The sequence below is a fragment of the Sanguibacter sp. Z41_6 genome (genome assembly GCF_059621145.1).
On the sequence record NZ_JCAQIF010000001.1, the window covers coordinates 561,228 to 582,979 of the forward strand.

23 protein-coding genes are annotated in these 21,752 nt (G+C 69.8%); 8 read left to right on the forward strand and 15 right to left on the reverse strand.

The genetic code is table 11. The features are described from left to right. Nucleotides 1-39: 39 nt before the first annotated feature. Together AC54T1_RS02680 and AC54T1_RS02685 are read left to right on the forward strand one after the other, a co-directional pair. Complete coding sequence (locus tag AC54T1_RS02680) at nt 40-1,440, forward strand: cytochrome ubiquinol oxidase subunit I (RefSeq protein ID WP_484343795.1); 1,401 nt, start codon at nt 40-42, stop codon at nt 1,438-1,440. After that, a complete protein-coding gene (locus AC54T1_RS02685) occupies nt 1,437-2,453 on the forward strand; it encodes a cytochrome d ubiquinol oxidase subunit II (RefSeq protein ID WP_484343796.1) in 1,017 nt (338 codons plus the stop codon). The genes AC54T1_RS02680 and AC54T1_RS02685 overlap by 4 nt, the downstream gene beginning before the upstream one ends. Here the strand turns inward: AC54T1_RS02685 and AC54T1_RS02690 are convergent. The 4 genes from AC54T1_RS02690 to AC54T1_RS02705 form a co-directional block, all read right to left on the reverse strand. Beyond that, nucleotides 2,407-3,474 carry a YihY/virulence factor BrkB family protein gene (locus tag AC54T1_RS02690; protein ID WP_484343797.1) on the reverse strand — a complete coding sequence of 356 codons (1,068 nt, stop codon included), beginning with the start codon at nt 3,472-3,474 and terminating at the stop codon, nt 2,407-2,409. The two genes, AC54T1_RS02685 and AC54T1_RS02690, sit on opposite strands and share 47 nt — an antisense overlap. Nucleotides 3,475-3,520: 46 nt before the next feature. After that, nucleotides 3,521-4,663, reverse strand: a complete 1,143-nt coding sequence (locus AC54T1_RS02695; protein ID WP_496910945.1) for a LacI family DNA-binding transcriptional regulator — start codon at nt 4,661-4,663, stop codon at nt 3,521-3,523. Continuing rightward, nucleotides 4,660-5,877: an AGE family epimerase/isomerase gene (locus AC54T1_RS02700; RefSeq protein ID WP_496910946.1), complete on the reverse strand. Its 1,218-nt coding sequence runs from the start codon at nt 5,875-5,877 to the stop codon at nt 4,660-4,662. The genes AC54T1_RS02695 and AC54T1_RS02700 overlap by 4 nt, the downstream gene beginning before the upstream one ends. 73 nt (nt 5,878-5,950) lie before the next feature. Beyond that, nucleotides 5,951-8,434 carry a glycoside hydrolase family 2 protein gene (locus tag AC54T1_RS02705; RefSeq protein WP_496910947.1) on the reverse strand — a complete coding sequence of 828 codons (2,484 nt, stop codon included), beginning with the start codon at nt 8,432-8,434 and terminating at the stop codon, nt 5,951-5,953. 146 nt (nt 8,435-8,580) lie between these two features. Between AC54T1_RS02705 and AC54T1_RS02710 the strand changes: the two genes are divergently transcribed. Beyond that, the gene (locus AC54T1_RS02710; protein ID WP_496910948.1) at nt 8,581-9,183 is read left to right on the forward strand and encodes an AAA family ATPase; all 603 of its coding nucleotides are present in this window, start codon (nt 8,581-8,583) and stop codon (nt 9,181-9,183) included. A gap of 116 nt (nt 9,184-9,299) precedes the next feature. On the opposite strand, the gene AC54T1_RS02715 is transcribed toward AC54T1_RS02710, so the two are convergent. Beyond that, on the reverse strand, nt 9,300-9,557 hold the full coding sequence (locus tag AC54T1_RS02715) for a hypothetical protein (RefSeq protein ID WP_496910949.1): 258 nt from the start codon (nt 9,555-9,557) through the stop codon (nt 9,300-9,302). A gap of 122 nt (nt 9,558-9,679) precedes the next feature. On the opposite strand from AC54T1_RS02715, the gene AC54T1_RS02720 reads away from it, so the two are divergent. Continuing rightward, nucleotides 9,680-10,126 carry a ricin-type beta-trefoil lectin domain protein gene (locus AC54T1_RS02720; RefSeq protein WP_496910950.1) on the forward strand — a complete coding sequence of 149 codons (447 nt, stop codon included), beginning with the start codon at nt 9,680-9,682 and terminating at the stop codon, nt 10,124-10,126. A 132-nt stretch (nt 10,127-10,258) separates the two neighbouring features. Here AC54T1_RS02720 and AC54T1_RS02725 read toward each other — a convergent pair whose 3' ends face one another. Continuing rightward, complete coding sequence (locus AC54T1_RS02725) at nt 10,259-11,200, reverse strand: GNAT family N-acetyltransferase (RefSeq protein ID WP_496910951.1); 942 nt, start codon at nt 11,198-11,200, stop codon at nt 10,259-10,261. Nucleotides 11,201-11,626: 426 nt separating this feature from the next. Here AC54T1_RS02725 and AC54T1_RS02730 point away from each other — a divergent pair, with 426 nt between their 5' ends. Continuing rightward, the gene (locus tag AC54T1_RS02730; RefSeq protein ID WP_484343805.1) at nt 11,627-12,100 is read left to right on the forward strand and encodes a hypothetical protein; all 474 of its coding nucleotides are present in this window, start codon (nt 11,627-11,629) and stop codon (nt 12,098-12,100) included. A gap of 172 nt (nt 12,101-12,272) precedes the next feature. Here the strand turns inward: AC54T1_RS02730 and AC54T1_RS02735 are convergent, their stop codons facing one another. Together AC54T1_RS02735 and AC54T1_RS02740 are read right to left on the reverse strand one after the other, a co-directional pair. Then, nucleotides 12,273-12,956, reverse strand: coding sequence for an HAD family hydrolase (locus tag AC54T1_RS02735; RefSeq protein WP_484343806.1), 684 nt, complete (start codon nt 12,954-12,956; stop codon nt 12,273-12,275). Nucleotides 12,957-13,033: 77 nt separating this feature from the next. Next, nucleotides 13,034-13,522: a MerR family transcriptional regulator gene (locus AC54T1_RS02740; RefSeq protein WP_496910952.1), complete on the reverse strand. Its 489-nt coding sequence runs from the start codon at nt 13,520-13,522 to the stop codon at nt 13,034-13,036. Nucleotides 13,523-13,611: 89 nt separating this feature from the next. Between AC54T1_RS02740 and AC54T1_RS02745 the strand changes: the two genes are divergently transcribed. Together AC54T1_RS02745 and AC54T1_RS02750 are read left to right on the forward strand one after the other, a co-directional pair. Then, nucleotides 13,612-14,313, forward strand: coding sequence for an SDR family oxidoreductase (locus tag AC54T1_RS02745; protein WP_496910953.1), 702 nt, complete (start codon nt 13,612-13,614; stop codon nt 14,311-14,313). A 121-nt stretch (nt 14,314-14,434) separates the two neighbouring features. Continuing rightward, nucleotides 14,435-15,202, forward strand: coding sequence for an NYN domain-containing protein (locus AC54T1_RS02750; RefSeq protein ID WP_496910954.1), 768 nt, complete (start codon nt 14,435-14,437; stop codon nt 15,200-15,202). Between the two features lie 212 nt (nt 15,203-15,414). Here AC54T1_RS02750 and AC54T1_RS02755 read toward each other — a convergent pair whose 3' ends face one another. The 3 genes from AC54T1_RS02755 to dnaB are packed head-to-tail and all read right to left on the reverse strand — an operon-like array spanning nt 15,415 to nt 18,354. Continuing rightward, entirely contained in the window at nt 15,415-16,014 is a 600-nt protein-coding gene (locus AC54T1_RS02755; protein ID WP_496910955.1) for a hypothetical protein, read from the reverse strand. A 44-nt stretch (nt 16,015-16,058) separates the two neighbouring features. Then, nucleotides 16,059-16,952 (reverse strand): EamA family transporter, encoded by an 894-nt coding sequence (locus AC54T1_RS02760; RefSeq protein ID WP_496910956.1) that lies wholly within the window; start codon nt 16,950-16,952, stop codon nt 16,059-16,061. Between the two features lie 28 nt (nt 16,953-16,980). Further along, on the reverse strand, nt 16,981-18,354 hold the full coding sequence (gene dnaB / locus AC54T1_RS02765) for a replicative DNA helicase (RefSeq protein ID WP_484343812.1): 1,374 nt from the start codon (nt 18,352-18,354) through the stop codon (nt 16,981-16,983). A 319-nt stretch (nt 18,355-18,673) separates the two neighbouring features. On the opposite strand from dnaB, the gene AC54T1_RS02770 reads away from it, so the two are divergent. Then, complete coding sequence (locus AC54T1_RS02770) at nt 18,674-20,005, forward strand: MATE family efflux transporter (RefSeq protein ID WP_496910957.1); 1,332 nt, start codon at nt 18,674-18,676, stop codon at nt 20,003-20,005. Between the two features lie 89 nt (nt 20,006-20,094). Here AC54T1_RS02770 and rplI read toward each other — a convergent pair whose 3' ends face one another. The 4 genes from rplI to rpsF form a co-directional block, all read right to left on the reverse strand. Further along, nucleotides 20,095-20,544, reverse strand: a complete 450-nt coding sequence (gene rplI, locus AC54T1_RS02775) for a 50S ribosomal protein L9 (protein WP_484343815.1) — start codon at nt 20,542-20,544, stop codon at nt 20,095-20,097. Between the two features lie 15 nt (nt 20,545-20,559). Then, entirely contained in the window at nt 20,560-20,796 is a 237-nt protein-coding gene (rpsR, locus tag AC54T1_RS02780; protein WP_484343816.1) for a 30S ribosomal protein S18, read from the reverse strand. 88 nt (nt 20,797-20,884) lie between these two features. Then, nucleotides 20,885-21,382: a single-stranded DNA-binding protein gene (locus AC54T1_RS02785; protein WP_484343817.1), complete on the reverse strand. Its 498-nt coding sequence runs from the start codon at nt 21,380-21,382 to the stop codon at nt 20,885-20,887. Nucleotides 21,383-21,439: 57 nt separating this feature from the next. Then, entirely contained in the window at nt 21,440-21,727 is a 288-nt protein-coding gene (gene rpsF, locus AC54T1_RS02790; RefSeq protein ID WP_484343818.1) for a 30S ribosomal protein S6, read from the reverse strand. Between the last annotated feature and the right edge of the window lie 25 nt (nt 21,728-21,752).

Below are 21,752 nucleotides of genomic sequence, written 5' to 3' on the forward strand. Positions count from 1 at the left end.
CCGGGTGGCACGTTCTCGGGCACAGCGTAGTTTCGGACAATGGAGACAATTACCGCACTCCTCGGGGCGGCTGCCGAACCAGCGGGTCTGCTGCCCGCGCGTCAGCAGATGGCCCTGTCCCTGGGCTGGCACATCATCCTCGCGTGCTTCGGGGTCGCCTTCCCGGCCATGATCTTCGTGCTGCACCGGCGTGGGATCTATCGGGACGACGCGGCCGCGCTGGCGTTGGCCCGCCGGTGGGCCAAGGTGGCGGCCGTGCTCTTCGCCATCGGCGCCGTGTCCGGGACCGTCCTGAGCTTCGAGATGGGTCTGCTGTGGCCCGGACTCATGGGACCTTTCGGGGACGTGCTGGGCCTGCCCTTCGCCCTCGAAGGACTGTCCTTCTTCACCGAAGCCATCTTCCTCGGCATCTACCTCTACGGCTGGGGGCGGATGCCTCCGCGCCTGCACATGATGATGCTCGTGCCAATCGCGATCGCCGGCGTCGTGGGCACGTACTGCGTCGTCTCCGTCAACGCCTGGATGAACGAGCCCGCCGGGTTCCGCCTCGTCGACGGCGAGGTGACCGACGTCAACCCGTGGGAAGCGATGCTCACCCCGCTCTCCTTCCTGCAGTTCGGACACATGTGGGTGGCCGCCTTCATGGTCGTCGGGTTCACCGTCTCCGGCGTCTACGCCGTCGGCATGCTGCGGGGCCGGCGCGACGACAGGCACCGCCTCGGCTTCACCGTCCCGTTCGCGTTCGCGAGCGTCGCTGCGCTCGTCCAACCGTTCGTCGGGCACGTGCTGGGCATGAGCCTCGGTGACCGGCAACCGGCGAAGCTCGCCGCGTTCGAGCTCGCACTCACCACCGAGAGCCCGTCCCCCCTGCGACTGGGTGGCGTGCTCGTCGACGGCCAGGTGCGGGGCGCGGTGGACATCCCCGTGCTCGGGTCGATCATCGCCCACAGCTCGTTCACCGAACCGGTCCGCGGGCTCGACACGTTCCCCGCCGACGACCTCCCACCCGTGAACATCACCCACTGGTCCTTCCAGACGATGATCGGGATCGGGTCCTTGTTCTTCCTGCTCGTCCTCGTGTTCTGGATCGCACGACGGCGTCGGCGGGACCTCACGGACCGCCGGTGGTTCCTGCGCGTCGCCGCCGTCTGCGGCCCGCTCGCCGTCGTCGCGCTCGAGGCGGGATGGGTCGCGACCGAGGTGGGCCGCCAGCCGTGGGTCGTCTACGACGTGCTGCGGACCGCCGACGCCGCCGGGGACAACCCGTGGGTGCCGTTCGTGCTCGGTGCCAGCATCGTGCTGTACACGGGCCTGACGATCGGTGCTGTCGCCGTGCTGAGGTCGATGGCGCGCCGCTGGCGCGCCGGCGAGGAGGACCTGCCCAGCCCCTACGGACCGCAGGACAGGACCGTCGACGCAGCGGAGGAGGACGGACGATGACGGTCGCGGACATCGTCGCCGGCGCCCTGCTCGTCGGCATCATGGCCTACGCCCTGTTCGGCGGGGCGGACTTCGGCGCAGGGTTCTACGACCTCACCGCCGGCGGTCCCCGGCGCGGGGCACGGCTGCGCACCCTCGTCGACCACAGCATCGGGCCCGTGTGGGAGGCGAACCACGTGTGGCTCATCTACGTGCTCGTCATGTCCTGGACAGCGTTCCCGCGGGCCTTCACCGCCGTGATGACGACCCTGGCGTTCCCCCTTCTGCTGGCGCTGCTCGGCATCGTGCTGCGCGGCGCGAGCTTCGCGTTCCGCAAGTACTCCGCCACGCTCTCCCAGGCACGCCTGTTCGGCACCGTGTTCGCGGCCTCCTCGCTCATCGCGCCGTTCTTCCTCGGCACCATCGCGGGCGCCATCGCCTCCGGGCGCGTCCCGGCCGGGGGACGGGGAGACCTCGTGTCGTCCTGGGTGGCTCCCACCCCCCTCATCTGCGGCGTGCTCGCCGTCAGCACGAGCGTGTTCCTCGCGGGGACGTTCCTCACCGCGGACTCGGAGCGTGCGGGGTGGGCGCTGCTCACCGAGCAGCTGCGGCGGCGCACCGTCGTCGTGGGGATCATCACGGGCGTGCTCGTCGTCGGCGCGCTCTACCCGGTCTCGCAGGACGCGCCGACACTGGCAGACGGGCTCACCGGGCGAGCGGCCCCACTCATCATCCTCGCGCTCCTCGGCGGCTTCGGTGCCCTCGTGCTGCTGCTCCGACGACGCCTGGCCGCGGCGCGGGTCGCCGCCGTCGTCGCGGTCGCCGCGGTCATCGGCGGGTGGGCCGCCGGCCAGTACCCGTGGATGCTCGTCGACCAGATGACGATCGACGACGCCGCCGGAGCACCGGCCACCCTCCGCGCGCTGCTCCTCGTCGCCGTGCTCGCCGGGATCATCGTCGTCCCGCCCCTGGTCTACCTGTTCCGGCTCACGCAGTCCGAGTCATGGGTCGCGACGGAGCACGACGCGACCTGACCGCGTCCGCCGGACCCTCGGTGACCTCGGACCCCTCGCGGGCGTGCGCGAGCTCAGCGTTGACGACACCACCGGCGAGCACGACGATGCTGCTCAGCCACAACCAGAGGATGACAGCGAGCGCCGCGCCGAGCGTCTGGGCGGCCACCGTCACCGCTTCTCCCGGGCGCCCGAGCTCGGGCACCGCCGGCCCGGCGAGGCCGAGGTACGCCTGGAGCGCGAACGCCACACCGACGAGCCCGACCGTCCCGAGGACCGCCCCCGGAAGGCCTGCCCGCCACGTGGTGACGACGTTGGGACCGTGGCGGTAGAGCAGCACGAGGGACCCGACGCACACGAGGCCGATGACGGGCCACCGGGCCAGCGTCCACACGACCTCGAAGGTCTCCCCCTGACCGATCCAGGAGGCGATCTGCCGGCCGCCACCCAGCAACGGGCCGACGACGACCATGGACAGCAGCGCCGCGAGCGTGACGACCGCACCGAAGGACAGACCGAGGCCCAGGACCAGCTGAGCACCGAGACCCCGCCGCTCCGGCACCTGGTACGCGTCGTCGAGCGCCCGGATCGCCGCCCGGAACATGCGGCTCGCGAGCCACAGGGCCACCGCGAGGCTGCCAAAAGCGATCCCGGAGCGCTCCTCCCGGAGGAGCCCCTCGACGAGAGGCCTGACGACCTCGTCCGTCACCTGCTTCTCGAACACGCCCGCGAGAGAGTCGACGACGGTCGTCTCGAGCCGGGTCACCTGATCGGCGCCGAGGACGCGCTCGAGGAACCCGAGCGTGGCGCCGAGAGCGGTGAGAAGGGGCAGCAGCGAGATGATCGCGTAATAGGTCATCTCGGCGGCGAGGCCCGTGACGCGCACGTCGATCATGCGACGCCAGCCGCGCGCGGCGACATGGGCGAGGTTGTACTGGCCGAGCTTCACAGGACGGCGGACGGCGAGCGCCTCGGCATGGTCGACGAGGGTGCCCTGCGCCTTCCAGCGCGCCCACCTGGAGCGCAACGCCGCACGTCTCATGACGGCGACCCTACGTGTGCCGCTCCGGGTCGGCGAGGCGCACCCGTCAGTGACCCTGCGCCGCGTGGGCCGGGGCCGCCGTCGTGCCACGGACCTGCAGCGACGGAACGGCCTCGAGGGCCGCGACGGGCTGCTCGCCGCCCATGACGTCGAAGAGCCGCCGCGCGACGTGCGCGCCGTAGGAGCCGACGTCGTGGCTCATGGCGGACACCGCCGGCATCACGAGCTTGCACATCGCCGAGTCGTCCCACGCGAGGATGCTCACGTCCTCGGGGACGCGCAGCCCGAGCTCGCTCGCGATGGGCAGGCTCGCGATGGCGATGGAGGAGTCGTCGTAGAGCAGCGCGGTGGGCCGGTCGGCCGAGCTGAGCACGCTCCGGGTGGCCAGCGAGCCGTCCTCGAGGTCGAAGCTCGCGTCGCGCCTGATCCCGGTGATCCCGGCCCGCTCGGTCGCCCGCGCGAACGCCTCGTTGCGGATCTCGACGTGGGACAGCCCGGGTGTGCCGGCGATGCGGGCGATCCTGCGATGACCGAGGCCGACGAGGTACCCCACCGCCTCCTCCATCGCCGGCCCGTCGTCGGTCCAGACGCAGCCGAGGGAACCCGCCGCCTCGGGCGGCCCGGCAACCATGGCCGGCAGCCCCAGGGACTCGACGAGCGTGACCCGCGGGTCGGACATCCGCAGGTCCATGAGCACGATGCCGTCGACCCGCCCGGCACCCGCCCACCGCGAGTACACGGCGAGCTCCTCCTCGACGTCCGGCACGACCTGGAGCAGCAGCCCGTAGCCGTGCTCGAACAGGGTCCGCTCGATGCCGCCGATGAACTCCATGAAGTAGGACGAGGTCCCGAGCATCCGTGCCGTCTCCGCGACGAGGACGAGCCCGATCGTCTCGTTGCGCGCTCCCGCGAGGCGGCGCGCCGCGACGTTGGGCGTCCAGCCGAGGGTGTGCGCAGCCTCCAGGACACGGTCACGCGTGGCGGCCGAGACACCCGGCCGGCCGTTGAGCGCGTACGAGACCGCCCCGGTGGACACGCCCGCGAGCGCAGCCACGTCCGCGATCGTCACCCGGGCCCTGCGGCCCCGGGCGACCTCCGTCGTACCGGTCCCCGAGGTGGCCGACGGGACGGAGTCGTCCGTGTCAGCGTCGGACCCAGCACCGTCCTGCTGATCGTCGGACACGGTCATGCGAGGAGCCCGTCGGCGACGGCGCGGCCGATGGCCGGCGCGAGCGGCAGCCGCGGCACGAGCACGGCCTGGACGGCGTGGTAGAGGTCCGCCTTGCCCGGCCACACGGTCGAGGTCGGCCGGTTCGCCGCGTCGAGCTGGTGGTGCCACGAACCCCGCTCGCGGTCGAGGACGTGCTCCTCGGCGTAGGCCCACCACCGGCCGTAGTCGTCGGCGAAGCGCGCCTCGTCGGTGCGTCGATGGAGGACCGCCGCGGCCGCGGTCGCCTCCGCGACGACCCAGTGCATGCGGTCACGCACGATGGGTGCGCCGGACCAGTCGGTCGTGTAGACGAAGCCGGGCGCCCCGTCGACAGCCCACCCGTCCGCGACCGCCCTGTCGTAGAGGCTCGTCGCCGCAGGCAGGGCGCCGCCCGGCACGTCCCCTCCGGCGGCCTCGACGTGCAGGAGCAGGCGTGCCCACTCCAGGCCGTGCCCGATGGTGGCGCCGTACGGCTTGAACTTGTCACCCGGCTTGTCGGCGTTGTACTCCAGCTGAGGACGCCAGGCCGCGTCGTAGTGCTCCGGGATGCGCCACCCGTTGGTGCCGGCGTGCCCGACGACGTTCGCCGAGATGCGTGCAGCACGGTCGAGCCAGGCGTCGTCGCCGGTCACGTCGTTGGCGGCGAGCATCGCCTCGACGGCGTGCATGTTGCCGTTCACGCCGCGATAGGGCTCGACGCTCGTGAAGCCGCGGTCCCACGCGTCGACGCACATCCCGGCCTCGTCGTCCCAGAACCGGTGGAGCAGCACGCCGAGCGCGTCGTCGAGGAGCTCGCGCGCACCGGGGAGACCAGCGAGGGTCGCCGTCGAGGCGGCGAGCACGACGAACGCGTGCTCGTAGCAGCTCTTCGTGCCGTCGAGCGTCCCTGGCCCGGCGTCGGCGAACCACCCGCCGTGCTCGTCGTCGCGCAGGGGGCCGGTGAGTCCCGCGAGGGCCGCGACGGCGGTCGACCGGGCGCCGGGCACGCCGAGCATCGTCGCCAGCGCGTAGACGTGCGTCGTGCGCGCGGTGATCCACGTCTGCACGGGCTCGGACGTGCGCGGGTGGCCGTCGTCGTCGAGCCACGCGGCACCTCCTCCGGGGACGGGCAGCTCACGACCGAACTCGAGCAGCCGCAGCAGCTCGCGGGCGAGCCGGTCGTCATCGGTGAGCAGGTCGGGCGTGCTGGTCATGCGTCTCCTTCAACAGGCGCTGCGTCTCGATGAGTGTCGGCCAGGGGCGCGCGGTGCCCCCCTGCCCGGCCTCCTAGGTCCAGTCCCTCACGAGCTGGTTGGCGGTCCGCAGGACGTCGGGCTGCTCGAAGCGGTCGAGCGGGACCGTCACGTCCGTCGTCACACGGAAGGTCACCTCCTCGCCCGGCAGCAGGGTGACGAGCATGTCGTCGACCAGCGCCGCGGGGTCGATCTTGTCGACGAGCAGGCTGAGCTCGCGCACGAGCGAACCCGCGCGCACCATGACGTCGTATCCCGTCGCCGACCGCGTCGCGACGACCGTGAGGTCGGCCGCGGGGAGCGCCGAGTCCCGGTGCTCCGCGAAGAACCAGAAGGCACGCTGCTCGCCCGACTGCACGACGACGAGCTCGTCGCCCGCGTTCTCCGCGACCGCGACCGACCCCGGCAGCGCGGTGGCGTGCGTCGACCGGCTGTCCAGGGTGTCCTGCCAGCTGTGCTCGGCGAGCACAGTGCCGTCGAACCGCACCCGTCGGGCCACGGTGAGCTCGTCCCAGCCGGCAGGCGAGTCGTTGACGGCGATCGCGGCGAGGCCACCGTCGCGCGGCTGGACCGTGAGCAGCCTGTCCTCGTACGCGTGCTTGAGGGCGTAGAGCAACGGCTTGGGGCGTCCGTAACCGTCGACGGCCGCCCACGAGACCACGGGCCAGCAGTCGTTGAGCTGCCAGACGACGGCCCCCATGCAGCGCGGCGACTCGGACCGCATGTGCTCGATCGCGACCGTCATGGCGAGCGCCTGGTTCACGGACATCGCCCAGTGCCAGTCCTCCATCTCGTCCGGGAGCGGCAGGTGCGCCACGAGGCCGTCGGTGAGCTTGTCGTTGCCGTCCACCGCCTTCTGGTGGTGGATCATCCCGGGCGACTCCGGGGTGAGCGGGTCGTCGGAGATCGACTCCGTGATCGTCGACCAGGTCGGGGGTCCCTGCCACCCGAACTCGGCGACGAACCTGGGGTGGACGTCACGGTAGGCGGGGTAGTCGACCCGGTTCCACAGCTCCCACAGGTGGACCGACCCGTGGTCGACGTCGTTGGCGAACCTCTCCGGGTCGCCGGACCAGGGGCTGCCCGGCGTGTAGGAGCGCGTCGGGTCGAGCTCGGCGACGAGCCGCGGCAGGAGGTCGAGGTAGTACCCCAGCCCCCAGGTGCGCTCGCGCAGGCGCTTGGCCCAGCCCCACTCCTCGTAGCCCCAGATGTTCTCGTTGTTCCCGTTCCACAGGGCCAGGCTGGGGTGGGACATGATGCGCGTGATGTTGTCGCGCGCCTCGGCCTCCACCTCGGACCACAGGGGCTCCTCCTCCGCGTAGGCGGCGCAGGCGAACAGGAAGTCCTGCCACACGAGGATGCCGCGCTCGTCGCACAGCTCGTAGAAGTCGTCCGACTCGTAGTACCCGCCGCCCCAGATGCGCAGGAGGTTCATGTTGGCGAACTCCGCCTGGTCGAGCCGTTCCGCGAGCCGCTCCCGGGTGACCCGCGTGATGAACGCGTCGTCGGGGATCCAGTTGGCGCCACGGATCCACACGCTCTCCCCGTTGACGATGAACTCGAAGGACGTGCCGTCGTCGTCCGGGGCCAGCCGGACCTCGATCGACCGGAACCCGACCCGGAGCTCGCGGTCGGCGAGCGGGGCGTCCTCACGCAGGAGAGCGACCCGGAGGTCGTAGAGGGGCTGCTCGCCGTAGCCGCGGGGCCACCAGCGCTGCACCTGCTCGACGGTGAGGTCGACGGTCGCGGTGGTCTCGCCGCCCGGAAGGGTGACGCTCGCCTCCGCCGCGCCCGGCACGCTGGCGACGACGGTGAGGTCCCCCTCGGAGCCGTCGCGCTCGAGCTCGACGTGGATCGTCGCGGTGCCCTGCTCGCCGTCCACGCCCGTGACCGGGCGGACGCTCGCGAGACGTGCGCCGGTCCAGCCCTCGAGGCGGCACGCCTTCCAGATGCCCGACGACGCGGCCTCGAGTCCCCAGTCCCACCCGAAGTTGCAGGCCGCCTTGCGGACGGCGTTGAAGGGGTGCGAGTACGTGTGCGCGCGGTACCCGATCTCGAGGCTCGCGCGGTCGGCCTCACGCACCGGGGACGCGAACGTCACGGTGAGGTCGTTCGAGCCCGGACGCAGGAACGCTCCGACGTCGAACCGGTACGTGCGGTGCTGGTTGCGCGTCGTGGCGACCGCGACGCCGTTGAGGACGATCGTCGCGAACGTGTCCAGGCCGTCGAACACGAGGTCGTGCCGCGTGTGCCCGTCGGGCGCCCAGTCGAACGTCGTCGAGTACTCCCAGTCCGTCTCGCCGATCCACGTCACCGTGTGCTCGTTGCGGTCGAGGTACGGGTCGAGGATGTGACCGGCGGCCAGCAGGTCGGTGTGCACGAGCCCCGGTACCGTCGCGGCGACAGTCACGCCGACGAGCTGGGCCGGTACGGGCCCGTCGAGGGCACGCAGCATCCACTGGGCAGGCAGGAGCTGCGCCGTCTGGGCGGTGGCCGGGGAGGTGGGTGCGGTCGTCACGGGGTGGCTCCTGACGTCGTTGCGCCGCCGACGTCACCATCGACGCGGACGGTTCCGACGTTAACCGCTTAAGTAAGGGCGGTCAATGACCGTCCGCGGCAGGGAGATCGGCGGAAAGCCGTCGACGGTCCTCTAGGCTTCGAGCCATGCTCATCTGGATCAACGGCGCATTTGGTGCGGGGAAGACCCAGACCGCGTTCGAGCTTCGGCGTCGTCTGACCGACGCGCACGTCGCCGACCCCGAGCTCCTCGGCTTCGCCTTCCACCGCACGCTCCCGCCCGGAGCACGCCACGACTTCCAGGACCTCGCCCCCTGGCGTTCCGCTGTCGTCGACGTCCTTGAGCAGGCCGTCACCGCACACGCCGGCCCGGTGCTCGTGCCGATGACGATCGTGCGCGACGACTACTTCGACGAGATCATCGGTGGGCTTGTCGACCGCGGCGTGGACGTCCGCCACTACGCCCTCGTCGCGAGCCCGGAGACGCTGCTCAAGCGACTGAGCGCCCGTGTCACGGCGGTGCGCTCCGGCCTGCGCCGCGAGACCTGGGCCGTGCAGCAGATCCCGCGGTGCGTCTCCGCCCTCGCCCAGGAGCGCTACGCCACGCACGTGCACACCGACGAGCGGACGACCGACGAGGTGGTCGAGTGGATCGCCCGTGACGCCGGCCTCACGCTGGAGGCGCCGCGGCTCACGCCGTGGCGGTACCAGGTGCAGCGCCTCAAGGTCGGCATCAGCCACATCCGGTAGGGACGCGGTGTCAGTCGGCCTCGTCCGGATTCCGCCGCGGCGGCCACGACCGCCACGAGCGCCGCGCGGGCGAGACCGCGCCCGCGCGCCGACTGGCGCGTTCCGACCAGGCCGACCTACAGCTCACGGTCGACCCACTGGCTCGTGAGCGCGTACGCGAGCACGGTGCCGTCGTCGTCTCTCATGACGCGAGAGTCGGCCGCGCGGAACGGCCGCGCGCCCACGAGGTCGGCCCACTGCTGCGAGCTCTGCGCCGTCGACCCCCAGTGGGTGGCGAAGGCGTCGTTGTGCGCGAGCCGCACGGCCTCGGACAGATCCGGGGTGAGGACCTCGACCCGGGCATCGACCGTGCCGAGGGGTGCTCCGGGGAGCACGACGATGTACAGTGCAAATTTCCACTATCTCCACAAATCGACGTCACCGCCGACGTCGTGAGGCGTCGGCGGGACGGACCCAACTCAGCACTGTGAGAAGGAGCCCGACGATGGTGCGAAAGATGATCTCGACCCTGGCGGCATCCGCCCTGCTGGCCCTGAGCCTGTTCGGCGCGACACAGCCCGCGCAGGCCGCGACGCCCGGCGCAGAGCTGCGCAACGAGGCCACCGGACTGTGCGTCGACCGCCGGGAGCACCCCGAGCGGCCGGTAGCGGCGTTCACCACGAAGTGCAACGGCTCGGCCACGCAGCGCTGGGTCTACTCGGCGGCCGACGACACCATCCGCACCCCGGACGGCCGATGCCTGGCCACAGGGAGCACCTCCGGCATCTTCGTCACGGACTGCGACAGCGGCCTGCTGGTGCGCTGGGGCTTCACCAGCGACGGCCGCATCCACCAGCTCGACTGGGGCATCGGCTGCATCGAGGACTTCCGCACGACCACGCTCACCTGGGGTACCTGCGACAACAACCCCAACGAGATCTGGTCGGCCCTGCCCACCGCCTGACCTGCCGACGTGCGCGTGCGGCAGGTCAGGCGGTGGGCTGAGGGACCGCACCCCTCGCCTCGGACTCCCCACCGGCCTCGCCGGGCCTGCCGTCGACCGAGATGAAGCCCTCGCGGTGGTGCGGGCGCGGTGTCAGTCGACCTCGATCTTCGCGTAGGCCGCCGTCGTGCGGATCGGGGTGAAGCCGACGGACTCGTACAGGCGACCCGCACCGCTGGGGTGGTCGGAGTCGACGGTGAGCTCCACGCTGTCGTAACGTCCCGATCCCGCCGCGGCCGCCACGACCGCCTCGAGCACCGCGCGGGCGAGCCCGCGCCCCCGCGCCGACTGGCGTGTTCCGACGAGGCTGACGTACAGCTCACGGTCCACCCACTGACCGGTGAGCGCGTAGGCGAGCACGGTGCCGTGCTCGTCGCGGATGACGCGCGAGTCCTCGGCGCGGAACGACCGGGCGCCCAGGAAGTCGGCCCACTGCTGCGGGCTCTGCGCCGTCGATCCCCAGTGCGTGGAGAAGGCGTCGTTGTGGGCCAGCCGCACGGCTTCGGACAGCTCGGGCGTGAGGGCCTCGGCCCGGGAGTCGACCGTGTCGATCGGTGCTCCGGGGAGCTCGCGCCGCATGTCGGTGAACCACCGCACCGCGCGGTAGCCGTGCTCCTCGAGCAGGCCGCGGGCGTCGCTGCCCTCCGTGCCGCCGGCGGCACGGAGCTGCACGGGTGCGCCGGAGTGCCGCTCGGCGGCCAGCTCCCGGGCTCGTGGTTCCATCCGGGCGAGCAGCTCCGTGCCGAGGCCCCGGCCCCGCCAGTCCGGGTGCACCCCTCCGTCGACGTTTGCGCGCGCCCAGCCCTCGGCCGTCAGCGAGCTGCTGACCCGCAGCTGGCCGTAGGCGACGAGCGTCTCGCCGTCCCACGCGGCCCAGGAGTCCCGCTCCGGGTCGAACCCGTGCTCCTGCAGCTCTTCAGCGAGGTCGTCGGCGGAGTAGATCTCGTCCGTGTCGTCGTGGCGCGCGAGCACCTCGGTCAGCTCGGCCCAGGCGGGCGTGTCGGCAGCGGTCAGGTGGGTCCAGGTCACCGTCACGGCGTCCTCCTCGGGTTGGGCGACCCACAGCATCACCAGCAGTACCTTGGCTGGTCAACGTCATTTAACAAGCAGACCGGCGAGCACCACGCACACCACGGCCCATGACGTCGCGCCGCAAAGTGACCCGGCGACGGCGACAGAGTGGAGGCCCCGCCCTCTACACATTGCCCCGGTCGGCCGGGGCGACCGCGCAACCCACCTCCGCGTGAACAAGCGATCGAACAGCGTCGTCACCTGGACGAGCTCTCACCGGGTGTCGATGCGCCTCTCCACCAACTGCGACGACTCCGTGTACCTCAGGGGGATGCATGTAGAGCCTGAGTCTGGCTTGGTTGAGCCATGACAGAAGACCGCGTCTCGCGCTTCGGGGCACCACTGGCGGCACCTCCCCTGTGGGCGCGTGTTGCCGCGCATGCTGCCGCGATGACACCGCTGCCCTCCGCACTCTGGCGGCTGTCTCTGGTCTTCGGCTTCTCCGGCGGTTTCACTGAGCAGGGGTTGCGAGACCTCGACCTCGCTGGATGGGGCTGGCTTTGGCTCGTTGCACTCAGCGTGCTGACTGAGCTGGCAGCTCTGCTCACTCTCGGCCTCGTTCAGCCGTGGGGTGACGTCCTTCCCCGTTGGGTGCCTTACGTCGGCGGCTACCGCATTCCCGCGACAGCCGTCGTCTTGACCGCATCGACAGGCGTACTGATCCTCGCGTTCCTGTGGACCCCGCTCCTCCTGTGGTGGAACCTGCCACACCCGGACATGACGGCGGAGGGAGCAAACGTGGTCGGCTTCCTCTATCTCCCCCTTGTCGCCTGGGCGCCACTCCTGGCCGCGGTCACAATCTCCTACGCGCGAAGACATCGCACAACGGCGGCGAGCCAGCGGTCGCAGAGGCCGACAGGTTAGGTCACAGGGTCCCGCGCAGGTCCTGACCGCCGATCGCGGGGGACCACGAGGTCACCGATGAGACTAGTGAATGCGAGGTCGTCCGCGTGCGCACCGGCGGTCGCATCCGCACCGGATGCTCTCCTTGATTCAGGCCCACAGCCGGTGGACGGGCCGGCGTTGACGGATACCTCTAGCTCGACGCCGTTCCCGTATGTGTGGCGGGGGCATGAGACTGCAGGAGCTGTGGGAGGTCTGTCATCGAGGTGAACACGGTGGCCCCTTCGTCCTCGAGCCACTCGCGCGGAGTGAGGCCGCCGGCGTAGCCGAACGCGTGCATGCCGGCCGCGTGCGCTGCTTGCACGCCGTACTTGCTGTCTTCGATGACGACGCATCGGCTCGGCGGTACGCCCATCTGTGCGGCTGCGTGCAGGAAGAGGTCTGGCGCGGGCTTCCCCTGGGCAACCTCGGTGGCGCTGAATATCCGTCCCTCGAAACGCGGGTACAACTGCGTCAGACCTAGCGTCTTCCGGAGCTTCTGATGACTACCGCTCGAGGCGATGCATGTCCGTGCGGAAATGTTATCGAGGGCGTCTCCGACACCGTCAACCGGCTTGAGGTGAGATTCGAACGCTTCGGAGAACCAGTGTGTGTATTTGGCGTCCCAGTCTGGGGGTAAGCGATAGCCGAGGTGCTCCTCCAGGTGAGCCGTGAAACTCGCGGATGACTTCCCCATGAATTTCTCGACAACCTCTTCGGTCGACAGGTGCCAGCCGAATTCCGCAAGGACGCGCCTGTCGACCTCGACAGCGAGGACCTCGCTGTCAACGAGAACGCCGTCACAGTCGAAAATGACCAAGTCAAAGTGTGCATTCATGGATGATTCCTTGCGTGGCGTTGTGAAGCTCGAGGTCGGCTTCGATCTCCGTTCTCGGGCGCTGGGTCCGAGGCGGTCTAGGTGGATGCGCGAGGCACGGTGCAGTGGCGGGTGGGGGCCTCGGAGCGATCGACGCCTGTTGCGGATGGGTCGTCGAGCGTGGAAGGGCATGTGGCGTCGTCTGGGTGCTCGATCACTCCGATGAGCGCCGCGAGACGTCGCTCCGCCGCTTGCAGCTGCGTGAACTGGGACGTCAACCGGGCCTTCTCCGTGAGAAGGCGCCGGGACAGGTCGGGGGTGATGTGGCGCGCGTCGATCGCTGGCAGCAGCGTGACCAGAAGCGTGCTGCTGAGCCCGGCGGTGAAGAGCTCCTGAATCAGCCGGACCTTCGCTACGGCCGAGGCCGGGTAGATGCGCTGGCCGCTGGGAGTGCGCTCAGGCTGCAGCAGACGTTGTTCTTCGTAGTAGCGCAGCGCCCGGGTACTGACCCCGGCCTGACGAGCGACCTGCCCGATGCGCAGGGAGGCCGTCTCCGCTCGATCGTCGCGGCTCACGGTGGCGCCCATGCGATTTGCCCTTCACGTCGACGTCAACTCCTAGCGTACTCAGCACGGTCGGTGAACATCCGCGTTCGCTGCCGAGAAGGAGGACAACCATGGAGATCAACGGAGCTGTCGCGCTGGTGACCGGTGCCAACCGAGGCATCGGCCACCACTTCGTCGAGCACCTGCTGGCCGGCGGTGCTCGCAAGGTCTACGCGGCAGCCCGACGCCCCAAGCTCATCCAGAACTCTGACCCCCGGGTGGTACCTCTTCGCCTGGACATCCTCGATCCGGCGTCCATCGCACAGGCGGCAGCAGCTGCCGACGACGTCACCCTGCTGGTCAACAACGCTGGGATCACCACCGGGGCCACCCTGCTGTCCTCGCCCGTCGAGGAGATCCGGACCGACCTCGAGACCCACCTGTTCGGCACGTTGAACGTCATCCGGGCCTTCGCCCCCAGCCTGGTCGCCCACAGCCCGGGCGCGATCGTCAACGTCCTGTCCGTCCTGTCCTGGGTCGCGACGGCTGCCGGCTCGGGGTCCTACTCGGTAGCAAAGGCGGCGGAATGGAACATGACCAACGGTGTGCGCGTCGAACTCGCTGGACGGGGGATCCTCGTCCAGGGCGTCCACCTGGGGGCCGCGGACACCGACATGATGGCCGGCAGCGATGCGCCCAAGATCAACCCCGCCGCGGTGGCACGCGCCAGCCGCGCCGGGATCGAGAGCAACGCCATCGAGGTCCTCGTCGATGACACCGCCCGGTTCGTCAAGTCGGCCTTGGCAGGAGACCCCGCACAGCTCTACGGCTGACCGGCTCGAACGCGGAACCGCTCGGAGTCGACTCGCCCGCACTGCTCAGGTGTTGCGTCAGCGTTTCACCTGCCCACCTTGGGTTCAGTCGGACTTAGCGGCAGGCTGCCAGACTGTGCGGATGAACGCGACCAGCGACTTGCTCGCAGTCCTTGTCGATGCCGACAACGTCCCTCCGTCTCGGATCGGGGCCGTCCTTGCGGAGGTAGCCCAGTTCGGCACGGCGTCAGTGAAGCGGGTCTACGGCGACTGGACGACAACCCAGCTCAACAGTTGGAAGACCGCGGCAAGCGAACACGCGATCCAACCCATGCAGCAGTTCGCGCACACTAAGGGCAAGAATTCGACAGACAGCGCACTCATCATCGATGCGATGGACCTGCTCTACACGGGCCGGTTCCAGGGGTTCTGCATCGTCTCGTCGGACAGTGACTTCACCCGGCTGGCCTCCCGCATCCGCGAGCAGGGCATCACCGTCTACGGATTCGGAGAGCTCAAAACGCCGGCCTCCTTCCGCAACGCCTGTGACCAGTTCACCTACCTCGAGGTCCTCGGCAGCGTCAACGGCGAGACTCCAACGGCAACTGCAACGCAGACGCCGGAACGACCGGTAACAACGTCGCCACAAGACGACAGGCGTCTCATGAAAGGACTCCGGCACAGCGTAAGCACAGCCTCCTCAGAGGACGGGTGGGCGAACCTCGCCTCCGTGGGCCAGCTCCTGCGCAAGCGGCAATCGGACTTTGACTCCCGCAACTGGGGCTACGCAAAGCTGTCAGAACTTCTCCGGGCGACCGGACAGTTCACGGTCGAGGGGCAAATGGTCCGGTTGGGAACTGATTCCAAAGAACAGCAGCCTCTTTTACCCCGACGCACCGCCGAACATTGACACGCCGAACAGGCTCCACGTACCGCTAAGCCATCTAGGCAAAACCGCATCTAGCACCGTCTCTTAACTCTGGGTTGCAAGACGTCTCGCAGCCGCCGGAGTCGATGACGGAAACGCGTGGCTCGGCGTGTCTCACAACTATGTCTCGCAAGGGGTCGACAGGCTGTCAGACTCTCCCTTTCCGATGCAGGAGCGTTCCGACGACTGCGCGATCAGGGGATGTCGAGCGGGTCGACGAGAAGGGCGACCCTCTCGTCGAGGTACGCCAAGACGTCCCGGGCTGCATGGTCGCCGAGAGCAGCGTTCCACCGCACCCTGATCGTCCCGTCGGGGCCGAACAGGAGCGGGCCGTCATCGGAACGGACGGAGGCCACGTCGATCGGGATCTCACGCCAGCCGTGGTTGACGGTCTCGCCCGATGCGAACTTCCCACGCAGGGCCGCTGCGCGCAGGTCACGGCGCTCCTCGGCGGACTGCGACTGGTGGTTGCGCACACCTGGTTCACGCGCACGGACCAGTGCGCCCGTTGCGTACAGCGTGCCGTCGCGCCCGAGCATGAGCGCTCCGAGACGCCACGCACGACCCACCGGGCGCAGGACGGCGTCACGCCTCACGAGCATGACCCGTCGTGGCTCGACGAGCTCTGCGAGCGCCTCGTCCCTCGCCCCTGCCGCCTCGAGGCGCGCGATCGCCCGTGCGAGGGCAGCGTGAAGAGCGTCGAGGGCCGCCTCCTGGCGGACCCGCTCGTCGTCGGCGCCGCCGTCGTCGTGGGTGCGCTCGTCACCCGTGGTCGCGTCCTTGCTGCCGGTCATCTGACCATCATCTCGACGTGCGACCCGGTCGGCCAGCACGGCTGTCACCCGAGCGGTTCCACGGAGACCGGACGCGGGGTGGGGGTCCCTCGGCGGGCTGTGGCGACCACACCGACGCTGGCTGCTGTCACGAGAGCGACGGCGGCCAGCTGCGCGAGCGACAGCATCTGCTGCAGCACGACCAGCCCCGCCAGGGCAGCGACAGCCGGATTGAGGCTGGACAGCACTCCGAACACCCGCGACGGCATCGTCTTGAGCGCGACGAACTCGAGCGCGTAGGGGACCGCCGACGTCAGCAGTGCCACTCCCGCGAAGACGGCGAGCAGCCACGGGGCCGAGACGGTAGCGGTCACGGCGGGTGCGGCACCCAACGGCACGACGATCACCGCGGCGACGAGCATCGCCGCAGACAGACCGTCGACGCCTCGCACGCGGGGCCCGAGCCGGGCGGACGCGACGATGTAGAGCGCCCAGAAGGCGGCGGCGCCTGCGGCGAGCAGCAGCCCCACCACGGACAGGTCGCCGCCGGCCTCCATGCCGAGCAGCGCGACGCCTGCGATCGCGAGCAGGACCCACAGGACGTCCGCCGCGCGCCGGATCCCGGCAGCCGCGACGGCCAGCGGCCCCAGCAGCTCCACGGTCACCGCGACACCGATCGGGATCTCGTCGATGGAGAGGTAGATCAGGCTGTTCATCCCGGCGAGAGCGACACCGAGCGTCACGACTCCACGCCATGTGCGGGTGTCCCAACCGCGCATCCGAGGACGGACGACGATGGCCAGGAGGCTGGCGCTGAAGGCGAGCCGCAGCGCTGCGGCTCCCATCGGCCCGAGCTGCTCGAAGAAGGAACCTGCGAACGCGTTGCCGAACTGGACGCAGACGATCGCGAGGACCGCGAGAGCGGTCGCAGGGACTCGAGGGGCCGGTATTCCGCTCACCTGACGAGGACCTGCACGGACCGCTCGCTCAGGCCTGCATGTCGACGAACCGCGAGTAGTGCCCCTGGAACGCGACCGTCAGGACGTCCGTCGGCCCGTTACGGTGCTTGGCGACGATGAGGTCGGCCTCGCCGGCGCGCGGCGATTCCTTCTCGTAGGCGTCCTCTCGGTGGAGGAGGATGACGATGTCGGCGTCCTGCTCGATGGAGCCCGACTCACGCAGGTCGGACATCGCGGGGCGCTTGTCCTGTCGCTGCTCAGCACCACGGTTGAGCTGCGAGATCGCAATGACCGGGACCTCGAGCTCCTTGGCCAGGAGCTTGAGCGCGCGGGAGAACTCCGACACCTCCTGCTGGCGGGACTCGACGCGCTTGCCGGACGTCATGAGCTGGAGGTAGTCGATGACGACGAGCTTGAGGTCGTGGCGCTGCTTGAGACGCCGGCACTTCGCGCGGATCTCCATGAGGGACATGTTCGGGGAGTCGTCGATGAACAGCGGCGCTTCGGAGATACGGCCCATCGTCCCGGCGAGCTTCTGCCAGTCCTCCTCACCCATGGAGCCGTTGCGCATCTTCTGCAGGTGGATGCGGGCCTCGGCGGCGAGCAGACGCATGGTGATCTCGTTGCGGCTCATCTCGAGGGAGAAGACAACCGACGTCAAACCGTGTTTAATAGATGCAGAACGTGCTATATCGATTCCCAGCGTCGATTTTCCAATTGCTGGACGCGCAGCTAAAACAATCATTTGGCCGGGGTGCAAACCATTTGTCAGCCGGTCGAGGTCCGCGAATCCCGTAGGCACCCCGACCATGCCTTCGCCGCGGTGCCCGGCCGCCTCGATCTCGTCGACGGCACCCCCGATGACGTCGCCGAGGACGGCGTAGTCCTCGCTCGTGCGCGTCTCGGTGACGGCGTACACCTCCGCCTGGGCGTTGTTGACGATGTCGTCGACGTCGCCGCCGTCCGTCGCGTAGCCGAGCTGGACGATCCTCGTCCCGGCCTGCACGAGGCGGCGCAGCACGGCGCGCTCCCGCACGATGCGGGCGTAGTACCCGGCGTTGGCGGCCGTCGGCACCATGGAGATGAGCGTGTGGATGTACGGGGCCCCGCCGATGCGGCCCATCTCGCCGCGCTTGGTGAGCTCCGCGACGACCGTGATGGCGTCCGCGGGCTCCCCGCGGCCGTAGAGGTCGAGGATCGTGTCGTAGATGGCCTCGTGCGCCGGGCGGTAGAAGTCGGTGCCTTTGATCTGCTCGATGACGTCCGCGATGGCATCCTTCGAGATGAGCATGCCGCCGAGGACGCTCTGCTCCGCAGCGACGTCCTGCGGAGGCGTGCGGTCGAAGCCCGGAGCCGCCGAGCTCTGTCCGCTGTAACCCGACTCGAGCTCGTCGATCGACATGCCGTCCCATTCCCGCGAGATGTGTGAAGACCCAGTGGTACACCGTGCTACCGACATCTGGACCCACGGGCACGCTACCGCCGGGTGACGGCCCCACCAAACGCGTTATCCACAGGGTTCTCCACACCTCTGGGGATAACTGGGCGCCTGGCAGGTCAGCCGTCATCCACAGTGTGGAAAGAGGTGTGGATAACTGGGGATAACCTGTTCACCAGAGTCCACATGCACCCCGCGGCCGCAGAATTCCGCGGCTGAGCCTGTGGACAGAGTATTGCTCTTGCTCACCATCCACGCCTTGGACCAGCGGAAGGACCACTCTGTGGACACCCCGGCGACCAGCCGCGCCCTCGACCGCAAGATCCTGCACCTCGCCCTCCCCGCGCTCGGCGCGCTCGTCGCCGAACCGCTCTTCGTCCTCGTCGACTCGATCGTCGTCGGGCGCCTCGGCACCCCGGAGCTCGCCGGCCTCACCGTCGCCTCGACGATCCTCGTCACCGTCGTCGGGCTGTGCGTCTTCCTTGCCTACGCGACCACCGCAGCGGTGGCTCGGCGGCTCGGCGCGCAGCGCAGGAGCGAGGCGCTGCAGGCAGGCATCGACGGGATGTGGCTGGCGCTCGGCCTCGGGGTCGTGCTCGCGGTCGCGCTCCTCGCACTCGCACCGTGGGCCGTCGGCGCACTCGGCGCGGACGGTGAGGTCGCCCGCCATGCGACCGCCTACCTGCGCTGGTCCGCGCCCGGACTGCCCGGCATGCTCGTCGTGCTTGCCGCAACCGGCGTGCTGCGCGGGCTCCAGGACACCCGCACCCCGATGGTCGTCGCCGCGTCCGGCGCCGCGGCCAACGCCGTCCTCAGCGTCGCCCTCGTGCACGGGGCGGGCATGGGTGTCGCGGGCTCCGGCCTCGGGACGAGCCTCGCCCAGCTCGGGATGGGCGCGGTGCTCGGCGCCGTCGTCCTGCGTGGTGCCCGCCGGGCCGGTGCGTCCGTGCGACCGCACCGGACAGGGATCCTCCGCAACGCCCGGGCCGGCGTCCCGCTCCTCGTACGGACCGTGTCCCTGCGGATCGCGATCCTCGTCACCGTCTTCGTCGCGACCGGGATGGGCGCCGTCGCCCTCGCCGGCCACCAGGTCGTCAACAGCGTGTGGGGACTCGCCGCCTTCGCCCTCGACGCGCTCGCCATCGCCGCCCAGGCGCTCGTCGGGCACAGCCTCGGGGCCTCGGACACCGCGACCACGCGGCGCATCCTCGCCCGGACGCTCCGCTGGGGAGTCCTCGCCGGCACCGTCCTCGGCGTCGTCGTCGCGGCCGGCGGCTGGTGGTTCGCGACCCTCTTCACCCAGGACGACGAGGTCCGCCTCGCCATCACCCTCGGGATGGCCGTGGCAGGGCTCCTCATGCCGGTCGCCGGGTACGTGTTCGTCCTCGACGGCGTGCTCATCGGCGCCGGGGACGGGCCCTATCTCGCCCGGGTGGGACTCGTCACGCTCGTCGTCTACGTGCCCGTCGCGCTGGCCGTGCGCGCCTGGGCCCCCGACGGCGCGGCCGGGCTCGCCTGGCTCTGGCTCGCCTTCGCGGGCGCCTTCATGCTCGCCCGCGCCGTGACCACCGGACTGCGGGCGCGCGGCACCGCGTGGATGGTCGCCGGCGCCTGACGAGAACCCCCCGACTGCACCAGGAACGACACAGGCCCGGCACCTCCCCTGAGGGAGGCGCCGGGCCTGTGGTCACAGCTGATCAGAGATCAGGCAGCGACGACGTTCACCGCGATCTTCGCCGAGACCTCGGCGTGCAGACGGATGGACACCGAGTACTCACCGACCGCCTTGATCGGCTGAGCGATCTCGATCTTGCGCTTGTCGACCGACACCTTGCCGACCTCGGCGACCGCGGCAGCGATCTCCCCGGTCGTCACGGCACCGAAGAGACGTCCACCCGGGCCGGCCGTGGCACGGACGGTGACGGGCTTCGACTGCAGCGCGTCGCGCGTGGCCTTGGCCTCGTCGAGCGTTGCGATCTCACGGGCCTTGCGAGCCTTGCGGATCGCCGAGACCTGCGTCTCGGCGCCCTTGGACCACGGGGTGGCCAGGCTGCGGGGGACGAGGTAGTTCCGGGCGTACCCGTCCTTCACCTCGACGACGTCCCCGGGTTCACCGAGACCGGTGACCTCGTGGGTCAGAATGAGCTTCGCCATGAGTGATCCCCTTTCTCAGCGTGCGGAGGACGAGTAGGGAAGCAGGGCCATCTCACGCGCGTTCTTGACGGCGCGTGCGATCTGACGCTGCTCCTGGACGTTGACGCCAGTCACCCGGCGGGCGCGGATCTTCCCGCGGTCCGAGATGAACTTGCGCAGCAGGGCGGTGTCCTTGTAGTCGACGGTCTCGATCTTCGCCGACTTCAGCGGGTTGGACTTCTTCTTGGGCTTGCGCACAACGGGCTTTGCCATTGCGTTGCTCCTTCACAGGGTGCTTCTCCGGGCCCGGCCGTGACCGGAGGTCACGGGGACCAGGAAGCGAATATCTACGTGGTGGGGGTCAGAACGGAGGCTCGTCCGCGAACGAGCTCCCGCCGGACGACGCCGGACCTGCGGTCGCCCACGGGTCGTCGGCCTGTGCCCCCGAACTTGCGCCGAAGCCGTTGCCACCTCCGCCGCCACCGCCACCCGAGCGCTGGGCGCGGGTGACCTTGGCCGAGGCGTACTTCAGGGAAGGACCGATCTCCTCCACCTGCAGCTCGACGACAGTGCGCTTCTCGCCCTCACGGGTCTCGTACGAACGCTGCACAAGCCGCCCGGAGGCGATGACGCGAGTTCCCTTGGTGAGGGACTCGGCCACGTTCTCCGCCGCCTCGCGCCAGATCGAGCAGCGCATGAACAGCGTGTCGCCGTCCTTCCACTCGTTGCTCTGGCGGTCGAACGTGCGGGGAGTGGAGGCGATGGTGAAGTTGGCTACAGCCGCCCCGGAGGGGGTGAAGCGCAGTTCGGGGTCCCCCGTGAGGTTCCCGACCACCGTGATGATGGTGTCACCAGCCATGTGAGCTCTCCTTGCGAGTGCGGGTTCGTGAAAGTGAGGTCAGACGAGAGCGGGTGCTCAGACGTCTGCGCGCAGGACCTTGGTCCGCAGGACGACCTCGTTGAGGCCGAGCTGACGGTCGAGCTCCTTGGACGTCGCAGGCGTGGCGGTGTAGTTGATCACCGCGTAGATGCCCTCGGTCTTCTTGTTGATCTCGAAAGCCAGGCGGCGCCGGCCCCAGATGTCGACCTTGTCGACGGACCCGCCCTCGGTCGTGACGACCGACAGGTACTTGTCGAGCGACGGGGCGACGGTGCGCTCCTCGATCTCGGGGTCGAGGATGATCATCAATTCGTACTGACGCATGTGTGTAACCCACCTCCTACGGACT

Excerpts from the sequence above, each read along its gene's own strand:
- AC54T1_RS02680 (WP_484343795.1), top strand. The coding sequence starts at position 40 with ATGGAGACAATTACCGCACTCCTCGGGGCGGCTGCCGAACCAGCGGGT.
- AC54T1_RS02685 (WP_484343796.1), top strand. The coding sequence starts at position 1,437 with ATGACGGTCGCGGACATCGTCGCCGGCGCCCTGCTCGTCGGCATCATG.
- AC54T1_RS02690 (WP_484343797.1), bottom strand. The coding sequence starts at position 3,474 with ATGAGACGTGCGGCGTTGCGCTCCAGGTGGGCGCGCTGGAAGGCGCAG.
- AC54T1_RS02695 (WP_496910945.1), bottom strand. The coding sequence starts at position 4,663 with ATGACCGTGTCCGACGATCAGCAGGACGGTGCTGGGTCCGACGCTGAC.
- AC54T1_RS02700 (WP_496910946.1), bottom strand. The coding sequence starts at position 5,877 with ATGACCAGCACGCCCGACCTGCTCACCGATGACGACCGGCTCGCCCGC.
- AC54T1_RS02710 (WP_496910948.1), top strand. The coding sequence starts at position 8,581 with ATGCTCATCTGGATCAACGGCGCATTTGGTGCGGGGAAGACCCAGACC.
- AC54T1_RS02720 (WP_496910950.1), top strand. The coding sequence starts at position 9,680 with ATGATCTCGACCCTGGCGGCATCCGCCCTGCTGGCCCTGAGCCTGTTC.
- AC54T1_RS02730 (WP_484343805.1), top strand. The coding sequence starts at position 11,627 with ATGACACCGCTGCCCTCCGCACTCTGGCGGCTGTCTCTGGTCTTCGGC.
- AC54T1_RS02735 (WP_484343806.1), bottom strand. The coding sequence starts at position 12,956 with ATGAATGCACACTTTGACTTGGTCATTTTCGACTGTGACGGCGTTCTC.
- AC54T1_RS02740 (WP_496910952.1), bottom strand. The coding sequence starts at position 13,522 with ATGGGCGCCACCGTGAGCCGCGACGATCGAGCGGAGACGGCCTCCCTG.
- AC54T1_RS02745 (WP_496910953.1), top strand. The coding sequence starts at position 13,612 with ATGGAGATCAACGGAGCTGTCGCGCTGGTGACCGGTGCCAACCGAGGC.
- AC54T1_RS02750 (WP_496910954.1), top strand. The coding sequence starts at position 14,435 with ATGAACGCGACCAGCGACTTGCTCGCAGTCCTTGTCGATGCCGACAAC.
- AC54T1_RS02755 (WP_496910955.1), bottom strand. The coding sequence starts at position 16,014 with ATGACCGGCAGCAAGGACGCGACCACGGGTGACGAGCGCACCCACGAC.
- dnaB (WP_484343812.1), bottom strand. The coding sequence starts at position 18,354 with ATGTCGATCGACGAGCTCGAGTCGGGTTACAGCGGACAGAGCTCGGCG.
- rplI (WP_484343815.1), bottom strand. The coding sequence starts at position 20,544 with ATGGCGAAGCTCATTCTGACCCACGAGGTCACCGGTCTCGGTGAACCC.
- rpsR (WP_484343816.1), bottom strand. The coding sequence starts at position 20,796 with ATGGCAAAGCCCGTTGTGCGCAAGCCCAAGAAGAAGTCCAACCCGCTG.
- AC54T1_RS02785 (WP_484343817.1), bottom strand. The coding sequence starts at position 21,382 with ATGGCTGGTGACACCATCATCACGGTGGTCGGGAACCTCACGGGGGAC.
- rpsF (WP_484343818.1), bottom strand. The coding sequence starts at position 21,727 with ATGCGTCAGTACGAATTGATGATCATCCTCGACCCCGAGATCGAGGAG.